The sequence below is a fragment of the Pseudomonas sp. ERMR1:02 genome, from assembly GCF_002277815.1.
In the GTDB taxonomy this organism is placed as follows: Bacteria; Pseudomonadota; Gammaproteobacteria; order Pseudomonadales; family Pseudomonadaceae; genus Aquipseudomonas.
The window spans coordinates 85575-103186 of record NZ_NKJI01000013.1 but is presented as its reverse complement, the minus strand read 5'-3'; the positions used below and the strand labels follow the sequence as shown (position 1 = coordinate 103186).

The following is a 17612-nucleotide window of genomic DNA, read 5'->3' as shown; positions in this document are numbered from 1 at the left end:
GAACGATAACGCGCAAAACCAGATGCCCAGCGGCGCCCGTTGGTTTTCGCGAGCATGCTCGCTCCTACATTAAATCAATGTATCGTTCGGCCTCAGTTCCTGGCCGCAACCTTGTTGCCACCGCTGTCCCACCCTCCTCCCAACGCCTTATAGATTGCGACGATGCCCCGGTATTGATCGATTTCACCTTGGGCCTGCGCATCCTCCGCATTCAACCGCTCCCGCTCGGCATCGAGCAACACCAGATAATCAACCGATCCTGCCTTGTATTGGATACCCGCCAGATCAGCCGCCGCCCTGCTCGACTCACTTTGCTTGATCAACGACAGCAACCTCTGCTGCCGTTTCCCATAATCACTAAACGCATTCTCCGACTCTTCCAACGCCAGCAGCACTTGCTGTTCATAGGTGGCCAAGGCGCCTTCGGCGTCTGCATCCGCGCCACGAATGCGTGCTCGCACGCTACCCAGATCAAACGCTGCCCAGGTAATGCTCGGGCCAAGGCTCCAGGCTCTGGCTGCGGCGGAGCCGATTTGCGAACCGCGTCCGGCGGTGAAGCCAAGGAAACCGCTCAGGCTGACCCGGGGAAACAGGTCGGCGGTGGCCACGCCGACGTCCGCTGTAGCGGCGGCGAGTCTGCGTTCCGCCGCCAACACATCGGGGCGCCGGCGCAGCAGTTCGGCAGGATCACCGATTGGCAGCGCCTTGGCGATGGCCGGCAGGTCCGCCGGGCTCAATGACACGCTCAATTGGTCCGCACGCTCACCGAGCAAAGTAGCAATGCGGTTTTTCTGCCGGACCTGTTCCGCTTGCAGTTGCGGCACGCTCGCTTCGACAGCGGCCAGACGCGCGTCGGCGCGCACTACATCGAGTTCGTTGCCAACGCCGGCATCGCGCAGACTAACCGTCACGCTGCGTGAATCGTTCTGATTCTTCAGGTTGGCCAGGGCGATTTTTTCCCGCAGTTGTGCACCTCGCAGTTGCCCATAGGCATCGACCAACTCTGCAATCATCGTCACCCGCAGCTGATACAGATCCGCCGCCGCCGCGCCTTCCCGGGCGTCGCTCGACTCAAGCGCACGCTGAATACGTCCGAACAGGTCGATTTCCCAAGCCATGTCCAGCCCCAGATCATAGCGCTCGGTATTCACCCGACTCTCGGTCAGGCCCGGTACCTGCGATTTACCTTGCAGACTGCTGACGCGACTGGTGACCACCGGCAGGTTGTCGTTGCTGATGTCGTCGCGAATAGCCCGTGCGGCTTTCCAGCGGGCAAACGCCACGCGCAGATCGCGGTTGCCCTGAAGGGATTTGCTGACCAATTGGTTCAGCGTGGGGTCGTCGAATTGCTGCCACCACACCGTTTCGAATCGCGACTGATCGTACTTGGCTGACTGAATCGAGGTGATATGCGCAGGCGCGGTGTCCGGTGTCTTGTAGTCCGGCCCCACCGTGCAGGCGGCCAGCGCGGTCACCAGAAGGCTGGGTAAAAAGAGCTTCAGAGCGTTCATGGTTGCACCTCCAGGTTCAGCGCGTGGGTTTGCTTGCGAGCATGCTTGCGTTCGATATAGCGGCGAATCAGAACGAAGAACACCGGTGTCAGCAGCAGGCCGAAGAAGGTCACGCCGAGCATCCCGGAGAACACCGCCACGCCCATGGCCCGGCGCATCTCGGAACCTGCGCCGCTGGACGTCACCAGCGGGATCACGCCCATGATGAAAGCGAACGAGGTCATCAGGATCGGCCGCAGACGCATGCGGCAAGCCTCCAGTACGGCGTCCAGCGGCGACAGGCCCTGGTCCTGTTTGTCCTTGGCGAACTCGACGATCAGGATCGCGTTTTTGCAGGCCAGGCCGACCAGAACGATCAGGCCGATCTGGGTGAAGATGTTGTTGTCGCCCTTGGAAATGATCACCCCGGCAATCGCCGACAACAGGGTCATCGGTACGATCAGGATCACCGCCAGCGGCAGGCTCCAACTCTCGTACAACGCCGCCAGCACCAGGAAAGCCAACAGCACGCAGAGCGGGAACACCAGCAACGCAGTATTGCCGGACAGAATTTGCTGGTAGGTAAGATCGGTCCACTCGTAGGTCATGCCGTTGGGCAGTTCCTCTTTCAGCAGTTTTTCAATGGCGGCCTGGGCCTGGCCAGAGCTATAGCCGGGGGCTGCGCTGCCGTTGATTTCTGCAGTGAGGAAACCGTTGTAGTGCGAGACCCGATCAGGGCCTGACGTCGGGCTGACCTTGACGAAGGTCGCCAGCGGAATCATCTCGCCGCGGTCATTGCGCACCTTCAACTGACCGATCTGCTCCGGCTCCTGGCGGAACTGTTGCTCGGCCTGCACATTGACCTGATAGGTCCGGCCAAAACGGTTGAAGTCGTTGGCATAAAGCGAGCCCAGGTACACCTGCAAAGTGTCGAAAATATCGTTGATCTTCACGCCGTGAGTCTTGGCTTTTTCCCGGTCAATAGCGGCTTCGACCTGCGGCACGTTAACGGTGTAGCTGGTAAACAGGTGGGTCAGTTCCGGCACGCTGCGACTCTTGTCGATGATGTTCATCGTCTCTTTATAAAGCTCGTCATACCCCAGGTTGCCCCGGTCTTCGATCTGCAGACGGAAGCCGCCGATGGTTCCCAGGCCCTGCACCGGTGGTGGCGGGAACACGGCAATGTAGGCGTCCTGAATGCCACCGAACTTAGCGTTGAGCGAGGCGGAAATTGCCCCGGCGGACAGGCTTGGGTCTTTGCGCTCGTCGAATGGGCGCAAGCCGATGAAGGCAATGCCGGCGTTCGGGCTGTTGGTGAAGCCGTTAATCGACAGCCCGGGGAATGCCACGGCGCTGTCGAAACCCGGCTCGTTCATGGCGATGGTGCTCATGCGGCGGATCACCGATTCGGTGCGATCAAGACTCGCGGCATCCGGCAACTGGGCAAAGGTCACCAGGTACTTTTTGTCCTGGGTCGGCACGAAGCCGGTCGGCGTGGTGCTGAAGCCTATGTAGGTCATGGCGATCAGCCCGGCATAGACCAGCAAGGCCACGCTGCTGCCCCGAATGATCTTGCCCACGCCAACCACATAGCCATGGCTGGCCTTTTCGAAGAAACGGTTGAACGGCTTGAACAGCCAGCCGCCCAGCATGCGATCAAGCACTTTGGAGAAACGATCTTTTGGCGCGCCATGGGCCTTGAGCAACACCGCCGCCAAAGCTGGCGACAAGGTCAGGGAGTTGAATGCCGAGATCACCGTGGAGATGGCAATGGTTAACGCGAACTGTTTATAGAACTGTCCTGTCAGGCCGGAGATGAACGCCGCCGGCACGAACACCGCACACAGCACCAACGCCGTGGCGATGATCGGGCCGGTCACCTCGCCCATGGCTTTCTTGGTCGCCTCGACCGGCTCCAGTCCGGATTCGATGTTTCGCTCGACGTTCTCCACCACCACGATCGCATCGTCGACGACGATGCCGATCGCCAGTACCAGACCGAACAGCGACAAGGCATTCAGCGAGAAGCCGAACAGGTGCATCACGGCAAACGTACCGATCAGCGACACCGGCACCGCCACCAACGGAATGATCGAGGCGCGCCAGGTTTGCAGGAACAGGATCACCACCAGCACTACCAGAATCAGTGCTTCGAACAGCGTGTGCACCACCGCTTCAATCGAACTGCGAACGAAGATGGTCGGGTCGTAGACGATCTCGTAATCCATGCCTTGCGGGAAGTTCTTCTTGAGCCTGGCCATCGTCTCTCTTACCTGGTCGGAGACGTCGATCGCATTGGAGCCGGGGCGCTGGAAGATCGGCATCGCCACCGCTTCCTGGTTGTTGAGCAAGGCGCGCAAGGCGTATTGATTAGAACCCAGTTCAATCCGGGCAATGTCTTTGAGGCGAGTGATCTCGCCGTCCGGGCCACTGCGCACGATCACGTTTTCAAACTCTTCTTCGCTGACCAGGCGACCCTGGGAGTTGATCGACATCTGAAAGCTGGTGGCATTGGGCGCAGGGGCGAACCCAATTGCCCGGCTGCGACCTGACGGTTCTGTTCACGCACCGCGTTGACTACATCTGTCGCGGTCAGGTTGCGTGAAGCGGTCTTGTTCGGATCGAGCCAGATACGCAGCGAGTAGTCGCCGATGCCGAACATCTTTACGTCCCCGATACCGTTCAGGCGAGTCAGCTCATCCTTGACGTTGAGGATCGCGTAATTGGACAGGTACAGCATGTCGTAGCGCTTTTCAGGCGAGGTCAAGTGCACAACCATCGTCAGCTCGGGTGAAGCCTTGTCGACGGTGATGCCGATGCGCGTGACTTCTTCCGGCAGTTTGGGCTCGGTGCGGGTCACACGGTTTTGAACCTGGACCTGAGCGTTATCCAGATCGGTGCCCAAAGCGAAGGTCACGGTGAGGGTCAAGCGGCCATCCGCCGTCGACTGCGAAGACATGTACAACATGTTTTCGACGCCAGTGATCGCCTGTTCCAGCGGCGCGGCCACGGTCTCGCCGATGACCTTGGGGTTGGCCCCCGGATAGTTGGCGTGAACCACTACGGTGGGTGGAACCACTTCGGGGTATTCGCTGATCGGCAGTTGGAACAGCGAGATGGCGCCGGCGATCAGGATCAGCAGCGACAGCACTGCTGCGAATATCGGTCGCGTGATAAAGAACTGAGAGAATTTCATGTCGGTGCTCCCTTATCCGCGAGGTGTAATCGCAGCATCCGTTTTCACCAGCGCGGGTGATTTCACGGAGGCCGGGGCCTGGATTGCCGGTTGATTGCCGGCCTCGATCGCCTGCCGCTGGCGGGTCAGAGTCGCGACGGTATCCGGATCGGCCATGGGTGCATCCTGCGGGCGACCACGGCGCCGGGACGGACCCGTTGCAGACCATTGATGACGATGCGGTCCTCTTTCTGCAGGCCACTGCGCACGATGCGCAGGCCTTCAAGCTTCGGTCCCAGATCGACGCTGCGGTACACCGCCTTGTTGTCCTGATCGACCACTAGCACGAACTTCTTGCCCAGATCGGTGCCACCGCTTCGTCCTTGATTAGCAGACCGGCATAGCCGGCGCTGCCCACCAGTTTCAAGCGCGCATACAAACCCGGGGTGTATTGGCCGTCGGCGTTGTCGAACACCGCGCGGCCGCGAATGGTGCCGGTCTTGGGATTGACCCGGTTGTCGACGAAGTTCATCTGCCCCAGGTGACTGTTGCCCTCCTCGTTCGACAGGCCCATGTACACAGGCGTGGTCTGGCCGCGCTGGCCCTGGCGTGAGAGCTGGTTGTATTTGAGGAACAGGCGCTCGTCGGCATCGAAGTAGGCGTAGACCTTGTCGGTGGAGACCACGCTGGTCAGCGCCGTGGTGTCGGCGGTGACGATGTTGCCGGCGGTGATTTCAGCGCGGCTGACTCGGCCGGTGATCGGCGCGGTGACGCGGGTGAAGCTCAGGTTCAGGCGTGCCAGATCGAGCTGCGCCTGGATGGCATCGACGCCGGCCTTGGCTTCTTGCGCGGTGGTCGTGCGGGTGTCGGCGAGCTCGGCGGAAATCGCGTTGCTGCCGAGCAAGCGCTGCCCGCGTTGCGCTTCATTGGTGGTGCGAACCAGCGTGGCCCGGGCTTGTTGCAGCTGGGCTTCGAAACGATGCACTTCGTGTTCGAACGGCCGTGGATCGATCTGGAACAACAGATCGCCCTTCTTCACCAGCGCGCCATCGGTAAAGGCGACCTGTTCGATCTGCCCCGACACACGCGGGCGAACCTCGACGGTTTCCGGAGCTTCAAGTCGCGCGGTGACCTCATCCCACTCAGTGATGGGCTGCTCGATAACCTTTGCCACCGTGACGTGCGGCGCGCCGGAGCATTGGCGGCTACGGGCGCACGTTCGCAAGCGGTGAGCATCGTGAGCGCCAATGCGGCAATCGGATAACGAAAAGCTTTGAGTGACTGATCCATGGGTAGTGTCCGCCAGACGGTTTAGGGGAAGTCATCTATTAATGACGATCATCATGTATTGCGCCGACAATATATTACGACCATAATCATTACAAGCTTCTCGGCGACGACCGGCTTTACCTGGCCACAGGAGCATCTGATGAAAGTCACGAAAGAAAAGGCGGCAGCCAATAAAGAAGCCATCCTCACGGCTGCGTCCCGGCTGTACCGCGAAAAAGGCATCGACGGGATCGGGATCGGCGAGCTATCACGTTCGGTCGGACTGACCCACGGCGGGTTTTACGGGCAGTTTCCCGGCGGCAAGGAACAGCTGGCGTCGGAGGCCGTCACCCGAACGTTCGAAACCACTCTACGAAACTGGCAAGACGCCAAATCGATTCCGGAAATGGTGGGGCGTTATCTGACCCAAAAGCACCTGGACAACTGGACCGAGGGTTGCCCGATCCCGGCGCTGGCGGTCGATGTAGCCCGCACTGGCGGAAGCGTCAGTCAGTCTTTCACCCAGGGCGTCGAGCGCTTGATTGAAATACTGATGCCCTTGGTAGAAGGCGCAACACAGGAGGAAAACTTCAGCAAGCGCAGCAGGTCATTGCATCAATTGCAGGGGCCATGGTCATCGCCCGTGCGGTGGACAAGCCTGAGTTGGCGAAGCAGATTTTGACGTCGGTGATCAACGGCTGGCAGACCTGAAGGCGCTAAACCTTTAGGAGCGATGCTTGCTCGCGAAAAACGTCCAGACAACGCGGTCATTCAGACAGCAGGCGTTATCGTTGACGTCCATCGCGAGCAAGCATCGCTCCTACAGAGGCGGTCAATTTCAATCCCTGAATTGCGTCAGTTGCTGGCTAAGCGACCCGGCCTGATCGCGCAGTTGCACCGACTGATCGAGCAGGCTGCGGATCGCCTGATCGTTCTGTTCGCAGAAGCCGGTCGCAGCCTCGCTGGGGCTCGACAGCTGCTACACGTTGTTCGTCGATTACAGGCATTCCTGGGCAGCGCGTTCGAGTTGCGAAGGCCCGAAGGTCGATGCCAGAAGTGTGCGCTCGTACAAGAACACCTTGCCGCCGTCCGACGCCTTGTAGGCTTCGAGCACATCGTTTGCAGCGACTTTGCTTGAAACCACGATCCGGTAACTGCGTTGGGTTTCCGATAGGGTCGCGTGCAGCGAATCTTCCTGCAGTTTAGGTAAAACGCAATGCGCAAAGTCGGCGGGAGCCTTTTTCGTCTGCAAAGTCAGTGTCGGGTCGTTTGGCGTGGAGGCACAGCCCGACAACAGCAAGGATGCGGCAAAAGCCAGTCGGGTATGAATGTTCATCGCGCCGGTTCCTGGAAAGGGTTTTAGTTGGGCGCGATTTTCCTTGTTTGCCGCATGCAGCAAAACTTGTGATCGGTGATTGTCACTATTACTCGAACGAATAGTTATGAGCTCAAACCTACCCCTGTAGGAGCGAGCCCGCTCGCGAAAAACGTCGGGACACCGCGATCATTCAGGCAGGGCGCGTTATCGTTGGCGTCCATCGTCGGAACGCCGCCCGGAGCCGGCTCGCTCCTACAGGGGAGTGGGTTTTCACTCAGATTTACCCTTGAAAGCCTCGCGACGCGCCAATCGCTCCTGGGCATAAGCCTCTGAAGGCTCACTGATCAACTCTTCACGACGCAACACCTCGCCGCAATGTTCACAAAGCGGTCCAAGTCCGGCGAGGTGCCCACAGGTCTGGTGGGTATAACGCACCGCCAACCCCTCCTCCGCCGATTTGCACCAGGTTTCCCCCCACGCGCGCAGCGCAAGCACCACCGAATAAAACGCCTCGCCTTTGGCGCTCAGGTGGTACTCGTAGCGCAGCGGCCGCTCGTTGTAGGCGCGGCGCTCGACCATCCCATCCGCCTCCAGACTTTTCAGGCGTGCCGCGACCATCTGCGGCGTGCCTCCGGTCTGCGCCTGAATCTCGTCGTAACGATGATTGCGCATGAACAATTCGCGCAGCACCAACACCGTCCATCGGTCTCCGACGACGTCCTCGGCCCGTGCAATCGGGCACAAGGTTTCAGGACTACTCTTTTTTACTGCCATGCAGGCTTGCCTCTTTCATAGTAACTATGATTATCATACCAACACCATGCCAGGGCAAGTCCACGGCACAGGTCAGCCAACATTTCTGGAGAATTCGTCATGTCCAACGCTGCCTACCCGCTTGATCGCACCGCCTACCTGCTGGTCGATCCCTACAACGATTTCCTGTCCGAAGGCGGCAAGGTCTTTCCCTTGATCAAGCCGATCGCCGAGCAAAACGGACTGCTCGACAACCTGCGAACCCTCGACCGCACCGTTCGCGCCCTCGACATTCCAGTGGTCATCGTACCGCACCGTCGCTGGGAAAAAGGCGACTACGAAAACTGGGATCACCCAAGCCCTTCACAGTGCAAGATCCAGCACATGCATCACTTCGCTCGAGGCGAATGGGGTGGCGAATGGCACCCCGATTTCGCGCCAAAGGACGGTGACATTGTCGTTTCCGAGCATTGGGGCTCGAGTGGCTTTGCCAACACCGATCTGGACTTTCGCCTCAAGCAGAACGGCATCACCCACGTGATCATCGTCGGCCTGCTGGCCAATACCTGCATCGAGGCCACCGCCCGTTACGCACAGGAACTGGGCTATCACGTCACCCTGGTGCGCGACGCCACCGCCGCATTCAAGCCGGAAATGATGCACGCCGCCCATGAACTGAACGGTCCGACTTTCGCACACGCCATCGCAACAACCGCTGAACTCATCGCCACCCTGAAGCAATCGAGCCGTGGCAACTCGGGAGACGCGAAATGAAACTGACCGGAAACCTCCTGATCGGCGCCAGCGAAGTACCTGCCAGCGAAGGAATGATGAAGGCGCTCAACCCCGCTACCAATCAATTTATCGAACCTGATTTCGCCTTCGGTGGCGTCGCGGATGTCGACAAGGCGGCGAACCTCGCCGATGAGGCATTCGACCATTACAGCCATACCTCACTCGCCGAGCGTTCGGCGTTCCTTGAGCGCATCGCCGACAATCTCGATGCCGTAAGCAAGGAACTGGCGGCGCGGACGGCGCTGGAAACCGGTCTGCCCGAAGCCCAGCTTCAGGGCGAAGCGGCCAAGGCTGCCACCCAGTTCCGCCAGTTTGCCGACGTGGTTCGCAAAGGACGTTTTCTGCAACTGGCCATTGATCCGGCACAGCCCCATCGCCAGCCACGACCGCGCATGGATCACCGCCTGCAGAAAATCGCCATTGGTCCGGTGGCTGTTTTCGGCGCGAGCAATTTCCCCATCAGCTATTCAGTCGCCGGCGGTGATACCGCCTCGGCATTGGCGGCGGGCGCGACGGTCATCGTCAAGGCTCATAACGCTCATCCTGGCTCCTCGGAAATCCAGGCCCGCGCCATCCGCCAGGCCGTGCAGGACAGCGGCTTGCCGGAAGGAGTGTTCTCGATGGTACGCGGTGGCGGCAACGCAATCGGCGAAGCCCTGGTCGACCACCCGCTGATCAAGTCCGTGACCTTCACAGGCTCCGAACAGGGCGGCATGGCACTGTATCGCCGCGCGCAACTGCGCCCGGACCCGATCCCGGTGTTTACCGAGATGACCAGCGTCAACCCTACGTTCATCCTGCCCCAGGCGCTCGCCGCGCGCGGGGCGCAGATCGGTGATGGATTCGTCGAGCGCATGCTGGTCAATGTCGGCCAGGCCTGCCTCAAACCGGCGATCCTTATCGCGCTCGAAGGTGCCGGTTTCGAGGCGTTGCGCGCCGCCATGGTCAAGCGTGTGACCGACGCACCGGCGCGTCCGATGCTGACGCCGGGGATACACGGAGCTTACCTCAGTGGCCTCGACCACCTGCAAAGCGTGGGTGCAAACCTTGTTGCCGTTGGCGCGGTAGCCCATGCCGACCTTGATGGTCGATCAGCGTTGCTTGAAGTCGACGGCCATTGCTTCCTCGCCGAGACGGCACTGGCTCATGAAATGTTCGGGCCGGCGGCACTGCTGGTGAAGGTCAAGGATGAGGCCGAAATGTTCGCGGTCGCCCGGGCGTTGCGCGGCCAGCTCAGCGCGACACTGCATCTTGAGGAGGAGGATATGGAACTGGCGCGACGTTTGCTGCCGGTTCTGGAGCGGCGCACCGGGCGGATTGTGGTCAATGCTTTCGCCCATCCACAGGAAGTGTCCTTCGCCACCATTCACGGCGGACCGTTCCCGGCGTCGTCGGACAGCCGTTTCACCTCGGTGGGCATGACCTCCATCGAGCGTTTTCTGCGGCCGGTGACTTACCAGGGCTTTCCGGATGGGTTGCTGCCTGAAGTGCTGCGTGACCTTAATCCTATCGGAGTGCCGCGTAGCGTGGATGGTCAATAAACCCCTGTAGGAGCGAGCTCGCTCGCGAAAAACTTTGGCTAACGCGGTCATTCAGACAGGGCGCGTTATCGTTAACGTCCATCGCGAGCAAGCTCGCTCCTACAGGTTGCAGGCGGCATGTGTGCCTGCGCGGCTTACCGCTGGTGCTCCGCAGCTTTGTGAATGGCGCACACCTGGTTACGCCCATCGCGCTTGGCCTGATACAACCCGTCATCAGCACGGGTCAGCAGGCTTTCCAGGTTGTCGCCCGGTTGAACGAAGGCCACACCAAAGGACGCAGTGATGGTGTCCAGCACGGTGTCGGTCCCCCGGGCTTTGATCCGCAACGACTGGACCTTCAAACGCAACTGCTCGGCGAAGGCGCAGGCACTGTCGAGGTCAGCACAGTCTTCAAGCACCACGCAAAACTCCTCGCCGCCATAACGCCCGGCAAAGGCATTGTCCGCCAGCGCTCCGCGCAACACCTGACCGACATGCTGCAGCACCCGGTCGCCCAGCGGATGCCCGTATTGATCGTTGAATTGCTTGAAGTGATCGATATCCAGCATTACCAGCGCGACATTGCGCGAACCCTTGCCCAACGCCTGCTCCAGCAAACGTGTGAAGGCCGTCCGATTGAGGAGTTCGGTCAAGCCATCCAGCGTCGCAGCCTGTTGCGCACGCTCCAGTTTGTCGCGCAGGGTTTTGATCTCGATTTGCGCCGAGTGCAGCTGGGAAAGGAAGTGTTCCTGCTGACTCTGCATCAGCCGCGTGCTCTGTTGCAGCTCGTTCAAGATGCCCGGCAAGCGCTCGCTGACCGGCTCCTCAAGCATTTCCAGGCACTGCCCGAGACGGTGCTGGAAATTGACACTGCCTTTCACACTGCGCGAGACATCTCGCTCCATGCCATCGACCAGACCGATGACCTGTTGCTGTTCCGCGCGAGCGTCTTCCAGCTCGTCACGAATGATGTACTCGCGAAAAAGCCTCGTCGCGGACTCCGGCGGGCAACCGTCGAAGTCTCTGACTACCCGGTCCAGACGACGATTGAGCTCCGGTTCCTGACCTTTGCTGTAGGTGTACCACAGCGCGTAATGCACCGGATTGGGCGGGATGTTGTGACGAACCATCAGGGGTATGGCTTGCTTGAGCAGCGCTGCCGCCTCGCGGGAGTCTTCCGGATAAAGCGCTAGAACATTCGCACGCGTGTCTGATTGGCTCATGGCATCACTGTGGTTGTTAATCATTGGCGTCTGGACAGTGCGCTGAGCATACCGATACGCCTGCCAAACGGCTATCCCGGTTTGATCGAACATTTTGATCGTTCCCACGCTCCGCGTGGGAATGCATCCCGTGACGCTCCGCGTCACCATTGCGCAGGACTCAAGCCTTGCGTCGTCAGCGGAACGCGGAGCGTCCCCGGCGGCATTCCCACGCGGAGCGTGGGAACGATCACAACCTCAGGGCCGAAGGTAAGGCTGAATAAACCCGCACCCCAGAATCTCGTTCAAGCGCCTGGCATCGCTCATCCGCCGAAACAAACCCGGCGTCATCCACGGTGCACGCCCGTCCACGTTGGGTGCGCCCAACCCGCCCCTTAGATCTTCGATCAGAACAGAGCGGGTTTCGAAGGAGATGCGCGTCAGCCCGGTGCTGTTGCCAACACCTGCATGGGCGTGGGCCCCGGAAAACGCAATCAGGCTGCCCGGTGCGATATCGACGGCAACGCCCTGCCCCGGATCAATCACCTCCAGCAGATGCGGAATGGCTTCATCGGCATCCACCGCGTTGCGACCGTCTCGATGGGAGCGCTGCAGAATCGCGCGCATGTCGAACTCCGCGCTGGAATTGAGTAGTGGCTGCTGCCACAGATGCGGATACAAGGCGAAGGTCCGCCCCGCGGTGATCGGATAAATCGGCGCCCACCAGTTGGTCTGTGCATACAGATTCGAGCCCCAGGTGTCGCGGTGAAAGGCGATGGTGGCCGTGGTGCGCGCGCGGGGCGCGACTTGCTGCGGCTCACGGTGTGGCTGAAACCGCGGTAAATGTGTTGATGATACGGATCGCCGAACGGCTTGAATCAATGGCCTTGCAGAAGTGTTCAATCAATAAAAAACCCGGCCTTTTCAGCCGGGTTTTTTTATTCAATCAACAACACTTCGGTCCAGCCTTGCTGCCATAACGGGCTTCCTGGCGTTCACGAAAGAACGCCTCATAGTCCATCACCGGCTTGTCCGGATGCTTGCTTTGCATGTGCTCGACATAGTTGTCGTAGTCGGGCATCCCCACCATCAGGCGCGCGGCCTGACCGAGGTATTTACCGAGGCGACTCAGGTCATTGAACATGCTGCATATCCTCGATCAAGCTTCTGGCAATGCCTGAAATGGCGCTTCTTTATCCGTGCGTTCCTTGGTGCCCCAGGCGGCGATGCCGACCTTGAGCGCGAAGAACAGGATGCTGAACACCACGAACAGGAACAAAGCAGTCAGCGTGGCGTTGGTGTAGGCGTTGTAGATCACGTGCTGCATCTGATCGATGCTCTTCGCCGGTGCAAGCACCTGACCGTTGGCCAGAGCATCGCTGTACTTCTTGGCCAGGGCCAGGAAGCCGATCGCCGGGTTGGCATCGAACAGCTTGATGAAGCCCGCGGTGGTGGTGCAGATCAGCAGCCAGACGGCGGGCAGCAAGGTCACCCAGATGTATTGCTGGCGTTTCATTTTGATCAGCACGACCGTGCTGAGCATCAGCGCGATACCGGCCAGCATCTGGTTGGAGATACCGAACAGTGGCCACAGGGTGTTAATGCCACCTAGCGGATCGATCACGCCCTGGTACAGCAGGTAACCCCACATCGCCACGCAGCCCGCGGTCGCGATCAGGTTGGCGGTCCAGGATTCGGTGCGTTTCAGCGCCGGCACGAAGGAGCCAAGCAAGTCCTGCAGCATGAAACGTCCGGCACGGGTACCGGCGTCGACTGCGGTCAGGATGAACAGCGCTTCGAACAGGATCGCAAAGTGGTACCAGAACGCCATGGTGTTTTCACCCGGCAGAACGTGGTGCAGGATCTGCGCGATACCGACCGCCAGGGTCGGTGCACCGCCGGCGCGGGCCAGGATGGTGGTTTCGCCGATGTCATGGGCCACCGCTTGCAGCGCTTCCGGGGTGATTGCAAAGCCCCAGCTGCTGACGGTTTGTGCGACGGCAATAGCATCACCGCCGACCACGGCCGCAGGGCTGTTCATGGCGAAGTACACGCCCGGATCGATCACCGACGCAGCGACCATCGCCATGATCGCGACGAAGGATTCCATCAGCATGCCGCCGTAACCGATGTAGCGGGCGTGGCCTTCGCTGGCCAGCAACTTCGGCGTGGTGCCAGAGGCGATCAGCGCATGGAAACCCGATACCGCGCCACAGGCAATGGTGATGAACAGGAACGGGAACATACCGCCCTTCCATACCGGGCCGGTGCCATCGATGAACTGGGTCAGGGCCGGCATTTTCAGCTCGGGCATGGTCACCAGAATGCCGATCGCCAAAGCGACGATGGTGCCGATTTTCAGGAAGGTCGAGAGGTAGTCACGCGGCGCCAGGATCAGCCACACCGGCAGTACCGCTGCGACGAAACCGTAGCCGATCAGCATCCAGGTGATCTGCAGACCGGTGAAGGTAAAGGCCTTGGCCCATACCGGATCGGCAGCAATCTGCCCGCCGAGCCAGATAGAACCCAGCAGCAGCAAGACGCCGATGACCGAGATTTCACCGATGCGACCCGGACGGATGTAGCGCATGTAAATGCCCATGAACATCGCGATCGGGATGGTCGCCATCACCGTGAAAATCCCCCACGGGCTTTCGGCCAGGGCTTTGACGACGATCAGTGCCAGCACCGCAAGGATGATGATCATGATCAGGAAGCAGCCAAACAGCGCGATGGTGCCGGGGATGCGGCCCATTTCTTCACGGACCATGTCACCGAGGGAACGGCCGTTGCGGCGGGTGGACATGAACAGGACCATGAAGTCCTGCACGGCACCGGCCAGCACCACGCCGGCGATCAGCCACAGCGTGCCGGGCAGGTAGCCCATCTGTGCTGCCAGAACCGGGCCGACTAGCGGCCCCGCGCCGGCGATGGCCGCGAAGTGGTGACCGAAAAGCACGTGTTTGTTGGTCGGTACGTAGTCCAGACCATCGTTGTTAAGCACAGCCGGGGTCGCTCGATTGGGGTCGAGCTGCATCACTTTATTGGCGATGAACAGGCTGTAGTAGCGGTAGGCAACAAGGTAGATAGCGACTGCTGCGACTACGATCCAGAGGGCGTTGATCGCTTCGCCGCGGCGCAGGGCCACGACACTCAGCGCAAACGCTCCCAGGACAGCCACGGCAAACCAGGCGAGGTGTTTAGCCAGACGGGGCATAGAGGATCTCCTGCCGACAGCCTGTGACTGCGGCGGTAATTTTTATAATTGTGTCCGCTGTGCGGAGCTGGCCCAATATCCGCGCATGGCGTCCACAAATAAATCCGCGTTACTACGTACGTGACCTCTACGTAGTTCTACGTAGATACCACGTACGTCCCTTGTAGGAGCGAGCCTGCTCGCGAAAATGGTACAGCCGACGCCACTCAGCGCTTGGAATACCTTCGCGAGCAAGCTCGCTCCTACAGGGCGTATCTTTGGCATATGATGCCAACCCTTCGCGCGGGCAGGAGTAGACATGCAGCTCAAACACAAGATCGTCGCGCTCGGGATTCTGCCGCTGGTGTTGGCCATTGCCGTCATCTGCGCGCTGGTGATTTCCCTGAACCGCCAACTGGGTGATCAACAGGCGCAACTGATCGAAGACAGCATTCTGGCGAGCAAGCGCGCAGAACTTAAAAACTACGTCGAAATGGCCAAAAGCCTGATCGAGCCGCTGTACGACGACGGCCACGGTGACGCGCACGCCCAGCAACAAGTGCTGGAAGAACTGCGCAAGCTCAGCTTTGGCATCAACGGTTATTTCTTCGTCTACGACCACGAAGGCCGCAGCCTGATGCACGCGCGGCAGTCGGAGCTGGTGGGTCAATACCTGTGGGACATGAAAGACCCGCACGGCCTGCCGGTGATTCAGGCCTTGCTCAAAAGTGCGCAGTCGGGCGAGGGCTTTCAACGCTACGCCTGGAACAAACCCTCCTCCGGCCAGGTGACCGACAAGCTCGCCTATGTGGTGATGCTGGACCGTTGGGGCTGGATGCTCGGTACCGGCATCTATCTTGAGGACGTCGAACGCGCCACCCAGCAGGCCCGTGCCGAAGTCGCCATGGGCATCCGCAAGACCATGATGGCGATAGCCGTGGTTGCCCTCGTTGCGGTGCTGTTTGTCTTCGCCACCGGCATGACCCTGAATGTCAGCGAGCATCGCCTGGCGGACAAAAAACTGCAGCGCCTGACCCAACGCATCGTCAGCCTGCAAGAGGAAGAGCGGTCACGGGTTTCGCGTGAGTTGCATGACGGCATCAGCCAGGTGCTGGTCTCGATCAAGTTCCAGTTCGAACTGGCCAGCCATGTATTGGAGAATGGCCAGGACAAGGGCCTGGGCATTTTAAGAGACGCAACCGAACGCCTGGGTGAAGCGATCGGCGAGGTGCGCAGCCTGTCCCACGACTTGCGCTCATCCTTGCTCGACACCCTCGGCCTGCAAGCAGCCATCGGCCAGCTGGCCGCAGAATTCGAGCAACGCAGCGGACTCACGGTGACCTACAACGACAACGAATTCGATTGCCATTTGGTCGATGGTGCAGCGGTGTCATTGTTTCGCATCGTGCAGGAAGGGCTGACCAATATCGAACGACACGCCCATGCCAAAAACGTCTCCATCACCCTGCACGGTTCTGAAGAAAACGTACGCCTGACGGTGGTCGATGACGGCGTCGGTTTCAACGTCGCCCAGGTCGAACGTCGTCACACCGGTATTGGCTTGCGTAATATCCGTGAACGTGTCGAACATTTCGGCGGCCGGTTCGACCTGGTATCAATGCCGGGACGAAGTGAACTGGACGTTCTGCTGCCGATGAAACTGCCTGGCGGCAAACGCTGACCTGACAACAAGAGTGAATGCCCCGATGAACCTGCCTTCCCCGATCCGCGTCGCTCTGGTCGACGATCACTCCCTGGTCCGCGATGGAATCAAGGCATTGCTGGCCGTCATGGCGCCCCTGGAAGTGGTGGGCGAAGCCGAAAACGGTGCCGATGCGATCGAGATGGTCGGGCGTTGCCAGCCAGACCTGTTGCTGGTCGACATCAGTCTGCCGGACATCAACGGCCTGGAGTTGACCCGCGTGCTGCGCAGCCGGTACCCCTCGCTCAAGGTGCTGGTGCTGAGCATGTACGATAACTACGAATACGTGAGTGAATCGGTCCGATCCGGTGCCAGCGGCTATGTGCTGAAGAATGCCCCGTCACGGGAAATCATTGCGGCCATCGAAGCCATCACCAGCGGCGGCACCTTCTACAGTGCCGAAATCGCCCAGCGGCTCATCGCTGATAAAAGCACCGACAACGAACTGACACCCCGCGAGAGCCAGGTGCTGTACAAAATGGCCCAGGGGCTGAACAACAAGGAAATGGCCCGGGAACTGGACATCAGTGTACGCACGGTGGAAACCCATCGCCTGAGCATCCGCCGCAAGCTCAACATCGACAAACCGGCGGCGCTGGTCAAATACGCGATCGATCACGGGATCATCTCCCGCTAGACCAAAACGCCCTTGTAGGAGCTGGCTTGCCAGCGAAGGCGGCGTGTCAGCCGACATCAACATTGACTGACACGCCGCTTTCGCTGGCAAGCCAGCTCCTACAGGGTTGTGTGTGTGCGTTTCGATGGAGTCAGGCCTTGGCCGCCATTGCAACGACTTCCACGCGCATGCCTTCGACTGCCAGCGATGCCACGCCCACTGCGGCGCGAACCGGCCATGGTTTGGCGAAGAAGCGTTTGTAGACTTCGTTGAACGCTGCGCGGTCGGCCATGTCGGTGAGGTAGATGGTCAGGTGCATGACACGGTCCATGGAGCTGCCCGCCCGCTCCAGTGCGACCTTGAGCGCTTGCAGGGTGCACTCGCTCTGCAGGGTGATGTCGCCCAGTTCCAGGCTGCCGTCGGCGCGGGTCGGGATCTGGGTGGACATCAGGATGCCGTTGAAACCGGCGACGTCGGAGGAGATGGAGTCCTGGTCGGGATCGGGAGTGAAGGTGATGTCTTGGTTTGCCATGGGGGACTCTTGTTTGAGGAGGTAAAGCGGCGCAGTTTACCAGA

11 protein-coding genes and 4 pseudogenes are annotated in these 17612 nt (G+C 60.1%); 5 read left to right on the top strand and 10 right to left on the bottom strand.

The genetic code is table 11. From position 1 onward, the window contains the following. Positions 1-92: 92 nt before the first annotated feature. The 3 genes and pseudogenes from CES87_RS21695 to mexE all read right to left on the bottom strand — a co-directional run bounded on the left by CES87_RS21695 (position 93) and on the right by mexE (position 5955). Positions 93-1511, bottom strand: a complete 1419-nt coding sequence (locus tag CES87_RS21695) for an efflux transporter outer membrane subunit (protein WP_128607715.1) — start codon at positions 1509-1511, stop codon at positions 93-95. After that, positions 1508-4686: pseudogene (locus CES87_RS21690) on the bottom strand (efflux RND transporter permease subunit). The gene CES87_RS21695 and the pseudogene CES87_RS21690 overlap by 4 nt, the downstream one beginning before the upstream one ends. Positions 4687-4698: 12 nt before the next feature. After that, positions 4699-5955, bottom strand: a pseudogene (gene mexE, locus CES87_RS21685) (multidrug efflux RND transporter periplasmic adaptor subunit MexE). Between the two features lie 139 nt (positions 5956-6094). Between mexE and CES87_RS21680 the strand changes: the two are divergent. Next, positions 6095-6645: pseudogene (locus CES87_RS21680) on the top strand (TetR/AcrR family transcriptional regulator). 286 nt (positions 6646-6931) lie between these two features. On the opposite strand, the gene CES87_RS21675 reads toward CES87_RS21680, so the two are convergent. Further along, positions 6932-7270 (bottom strand): hypothetical protein, encoded by a 339-nt coding sequence (locus tag CES87_RS21675; protein WP_128607714.1) that lies wholly within the window; start codon positions 7268-7270, stop codon positions 6932-6934. 252 nt (positions 7271-7522) lie between these two features. Then, entirely contained in the window at positions 7523-8026 is a 504-nt protein-coding gene (locus CES87_RS21670) for a helix-turn-helix domain-containing protein (protein ID WP_128607713.1), read from the bottom strand. 99 nt (positions 8027-8125) lie between these two features. On the opposite strand from CES87_RS21670, the gene CES87_RS21665 reads away from it, so the two are divergent. Next, positions 8126-8779 (top strand): isochorismatase family cysteine hydrolase, encoded by a 654-nt coding sequence (locus CES87_RS21665; protein WP_128607712.1) that lies wholly within the window; start codon positions 8126-8128, stop codon positions 8777-8779. Beyond that, a complete protein-coding gene (locus CES87_RS21660; RefSeq protein ID WP_128607711.1) occupies positions 8776-10341 on the top strand; it encodes an aldehyde dehydrogenase (NADP(+)) in 1566 nt (521 codons plus the stop codon). The genes CES87_RS21665 and CES87_RS21660 overlap by 4 nt, the downstream gene beginning before the upstream one ends. Before the next feature lie 134 nt (positions 10342-10475). Here CES87_RS21660 and CES87_RS21655 read toward each other — a convergent pair whose 3' ends face one another. The 4 genes and pseudogenes from CES87_RS21655 to CES87_RS21640 form a co-directional block, all read right to left on the bottom strand. Next, the gene (locus CES87_RS21655) at positions 10476-11543 is read right to left on the bottom strand and encodes a GGDEF domain-containing protein (RefSeq protein WP_256591023.1); all 1068 of its coding nucleotides are present in this window, start codon (positions 11541-11543) and stop codon (positions 10476-10478) included. 237 nt (positions 11544-11780) lie between these two features. After that, positions 11781-12359, bottom strand: a pseudogene (locus tag CES87_RS21650) (hypothetical protein); the annotation flags it as partial. 109 nt (positions 12360-12468) lie between these two features. After that, the gene (locus CES87_RS21645) at positions 12469-12666 is read right to left on the bottom strand and encodes a YbdD/YjiX family protein (protein WP_008051268.1); all 198 of its coding nucleotides are present in this window, start codon (positions 12664-12666) and stop codon (positions 12469-12471) included. 15 nt (positions 12667-12681) lie between these two features. Continuing rightward, positions 12682-14739, bottom strand: a complete 2058-nt coding sequence (locus CES87_RS21640) for a carbon starvation CstA family protein (RefSeq protein WP_128607710.1) — start codon at positions 14737-14739, stop codon at positions 12682-12684. 298 nt (positions 14740-15037) lie between these two features. On the opposite strand from CES87_RS21640, the gene CES87_RS21635 reads away from it, so the two are divergent. Then, positions 15038-16399: a cache domain-containing protein gene (locus tag CES87_RS21635; RefSeq protein WP_128607709.1), complete on the top strand. Its 1362-nt coding sequence runs from the start codon at positions 15038-15040 to the stop codon at positions 16397-16399. Positions 16400-16424: 25 nt separating this feature from the next. Next, positions 16425-17057 carry a response regulator transcription factor gene (locus CES87_RS21630; protein ID WP_128607708.1) on the top strand — a complete coding sequence of 211 codons (633 nt, stop codon included), beginning with the start codon at positions 16425-16427 and terminating at the stop codon, positions 17055-17057. 130 nt (positions 17058-17187) lie between these two features. Here the strand turns inward: CES87_RS21630 and CES87_RS21625 are convergent, their stop codons facing one another. After that, the gene (locus CES87_RS21625) at positions 17188-17568 is read right to left on the bottom strand and encodes a RidA family protein (RefSeq protein ID WP_128607707.1); all 381 of its coding nucleotides are present in this window, start codon (positions 17566-17568) and stop codon (positions 17188-17190) included. Positions 17569-17612: the final 44 nt, after the last annotated feature.

What these genes read in the sequence shown, in the direction of transcription:
- CES87_RS21695 (WP_128607715.1), bottom strand. Translation starts at nt 1,511, where the DNA reads ATGAACGCTCTGAAGCTCTTTTTACCCAGCCTTCTGGTGACCGCGCTG.
- CES87_RS21675 (WP_128607714.1), bottom strand. Translation starts at nt 7,270, where the DNA reads ATGAACATTCATACCCGACTGGCTTTTGCCGCATCCTTGCTGTTGTCG.
- CES87_RS21670 (WP_128607713.1), bottom strand. Translation starts at nt 8,026, where the DNA reads ATGGCAGTAAAAAAGAGTAGTCCTGAAACCTTGTGCCCGATTGCACGG.
- CES87_RS21665 (WP_128607712.1), top strand. Translation starts at nt 8,126, where the DNA reads ATGTCCAACGCTGCCTACCCGCTTGATCGCACCGCCTACCTGCTGGTC.
- CES87_RS21660 (WP_128607711.1), top strand. Translation starts at nt 8,776, where the DNA reads ATGAAACTGACCGGAAACCTCCTGATCGGCGCCAGCGAAGTACCTGCC.
- CES87_RS21655 (WP_256591023.1), bottom strand. Translation starts at nt 11,543, where the DNA reads ATGAGCCAATCAGACACGCGTGCGAATGTTCTAGCGCTTTATCCGGAA.
- CES87_RS21645 (WP_008051268.1), bottom strand. Translation starts at nt 12,666, where the DNA reads ATGTTCAATGACCTGAGTCGCCTCGGTAAATACCTCGGTCAGGCCGCG.
- CES87_RS21640 (WP_128607710.1), bottom strand. Translation starts at nt 14,739, where the DNA reads ATGCCCCGTCTGGCTAAACACCTCGCCTGGTTTGCCGTGGCTGTCCTG.
- CES87_RS21635 (WP_128607709.1), top strand. Translation starts at nt 15,038, where the DNA reads ATGCAGCTCAAACACAAGATCGTCGCGCTCGGGATTCTGCCGCTGGTG.
- CES87_RS21630 (WP_128607708.1), top strand. Translation starts at nt 16,425, where the DNA reads ATGAACCTGCCTTCCCCGATCCGCGTCGCTCTGGTCGACGATCACTCC.
- CES87_RS21625 (WP_128607707.1), bottom strand. Translation starts at nt 17,568, where the DNA reads ATGGCAAACCAAGACATCACCTTCACTCCCGATCCCGACCAGGACTCC.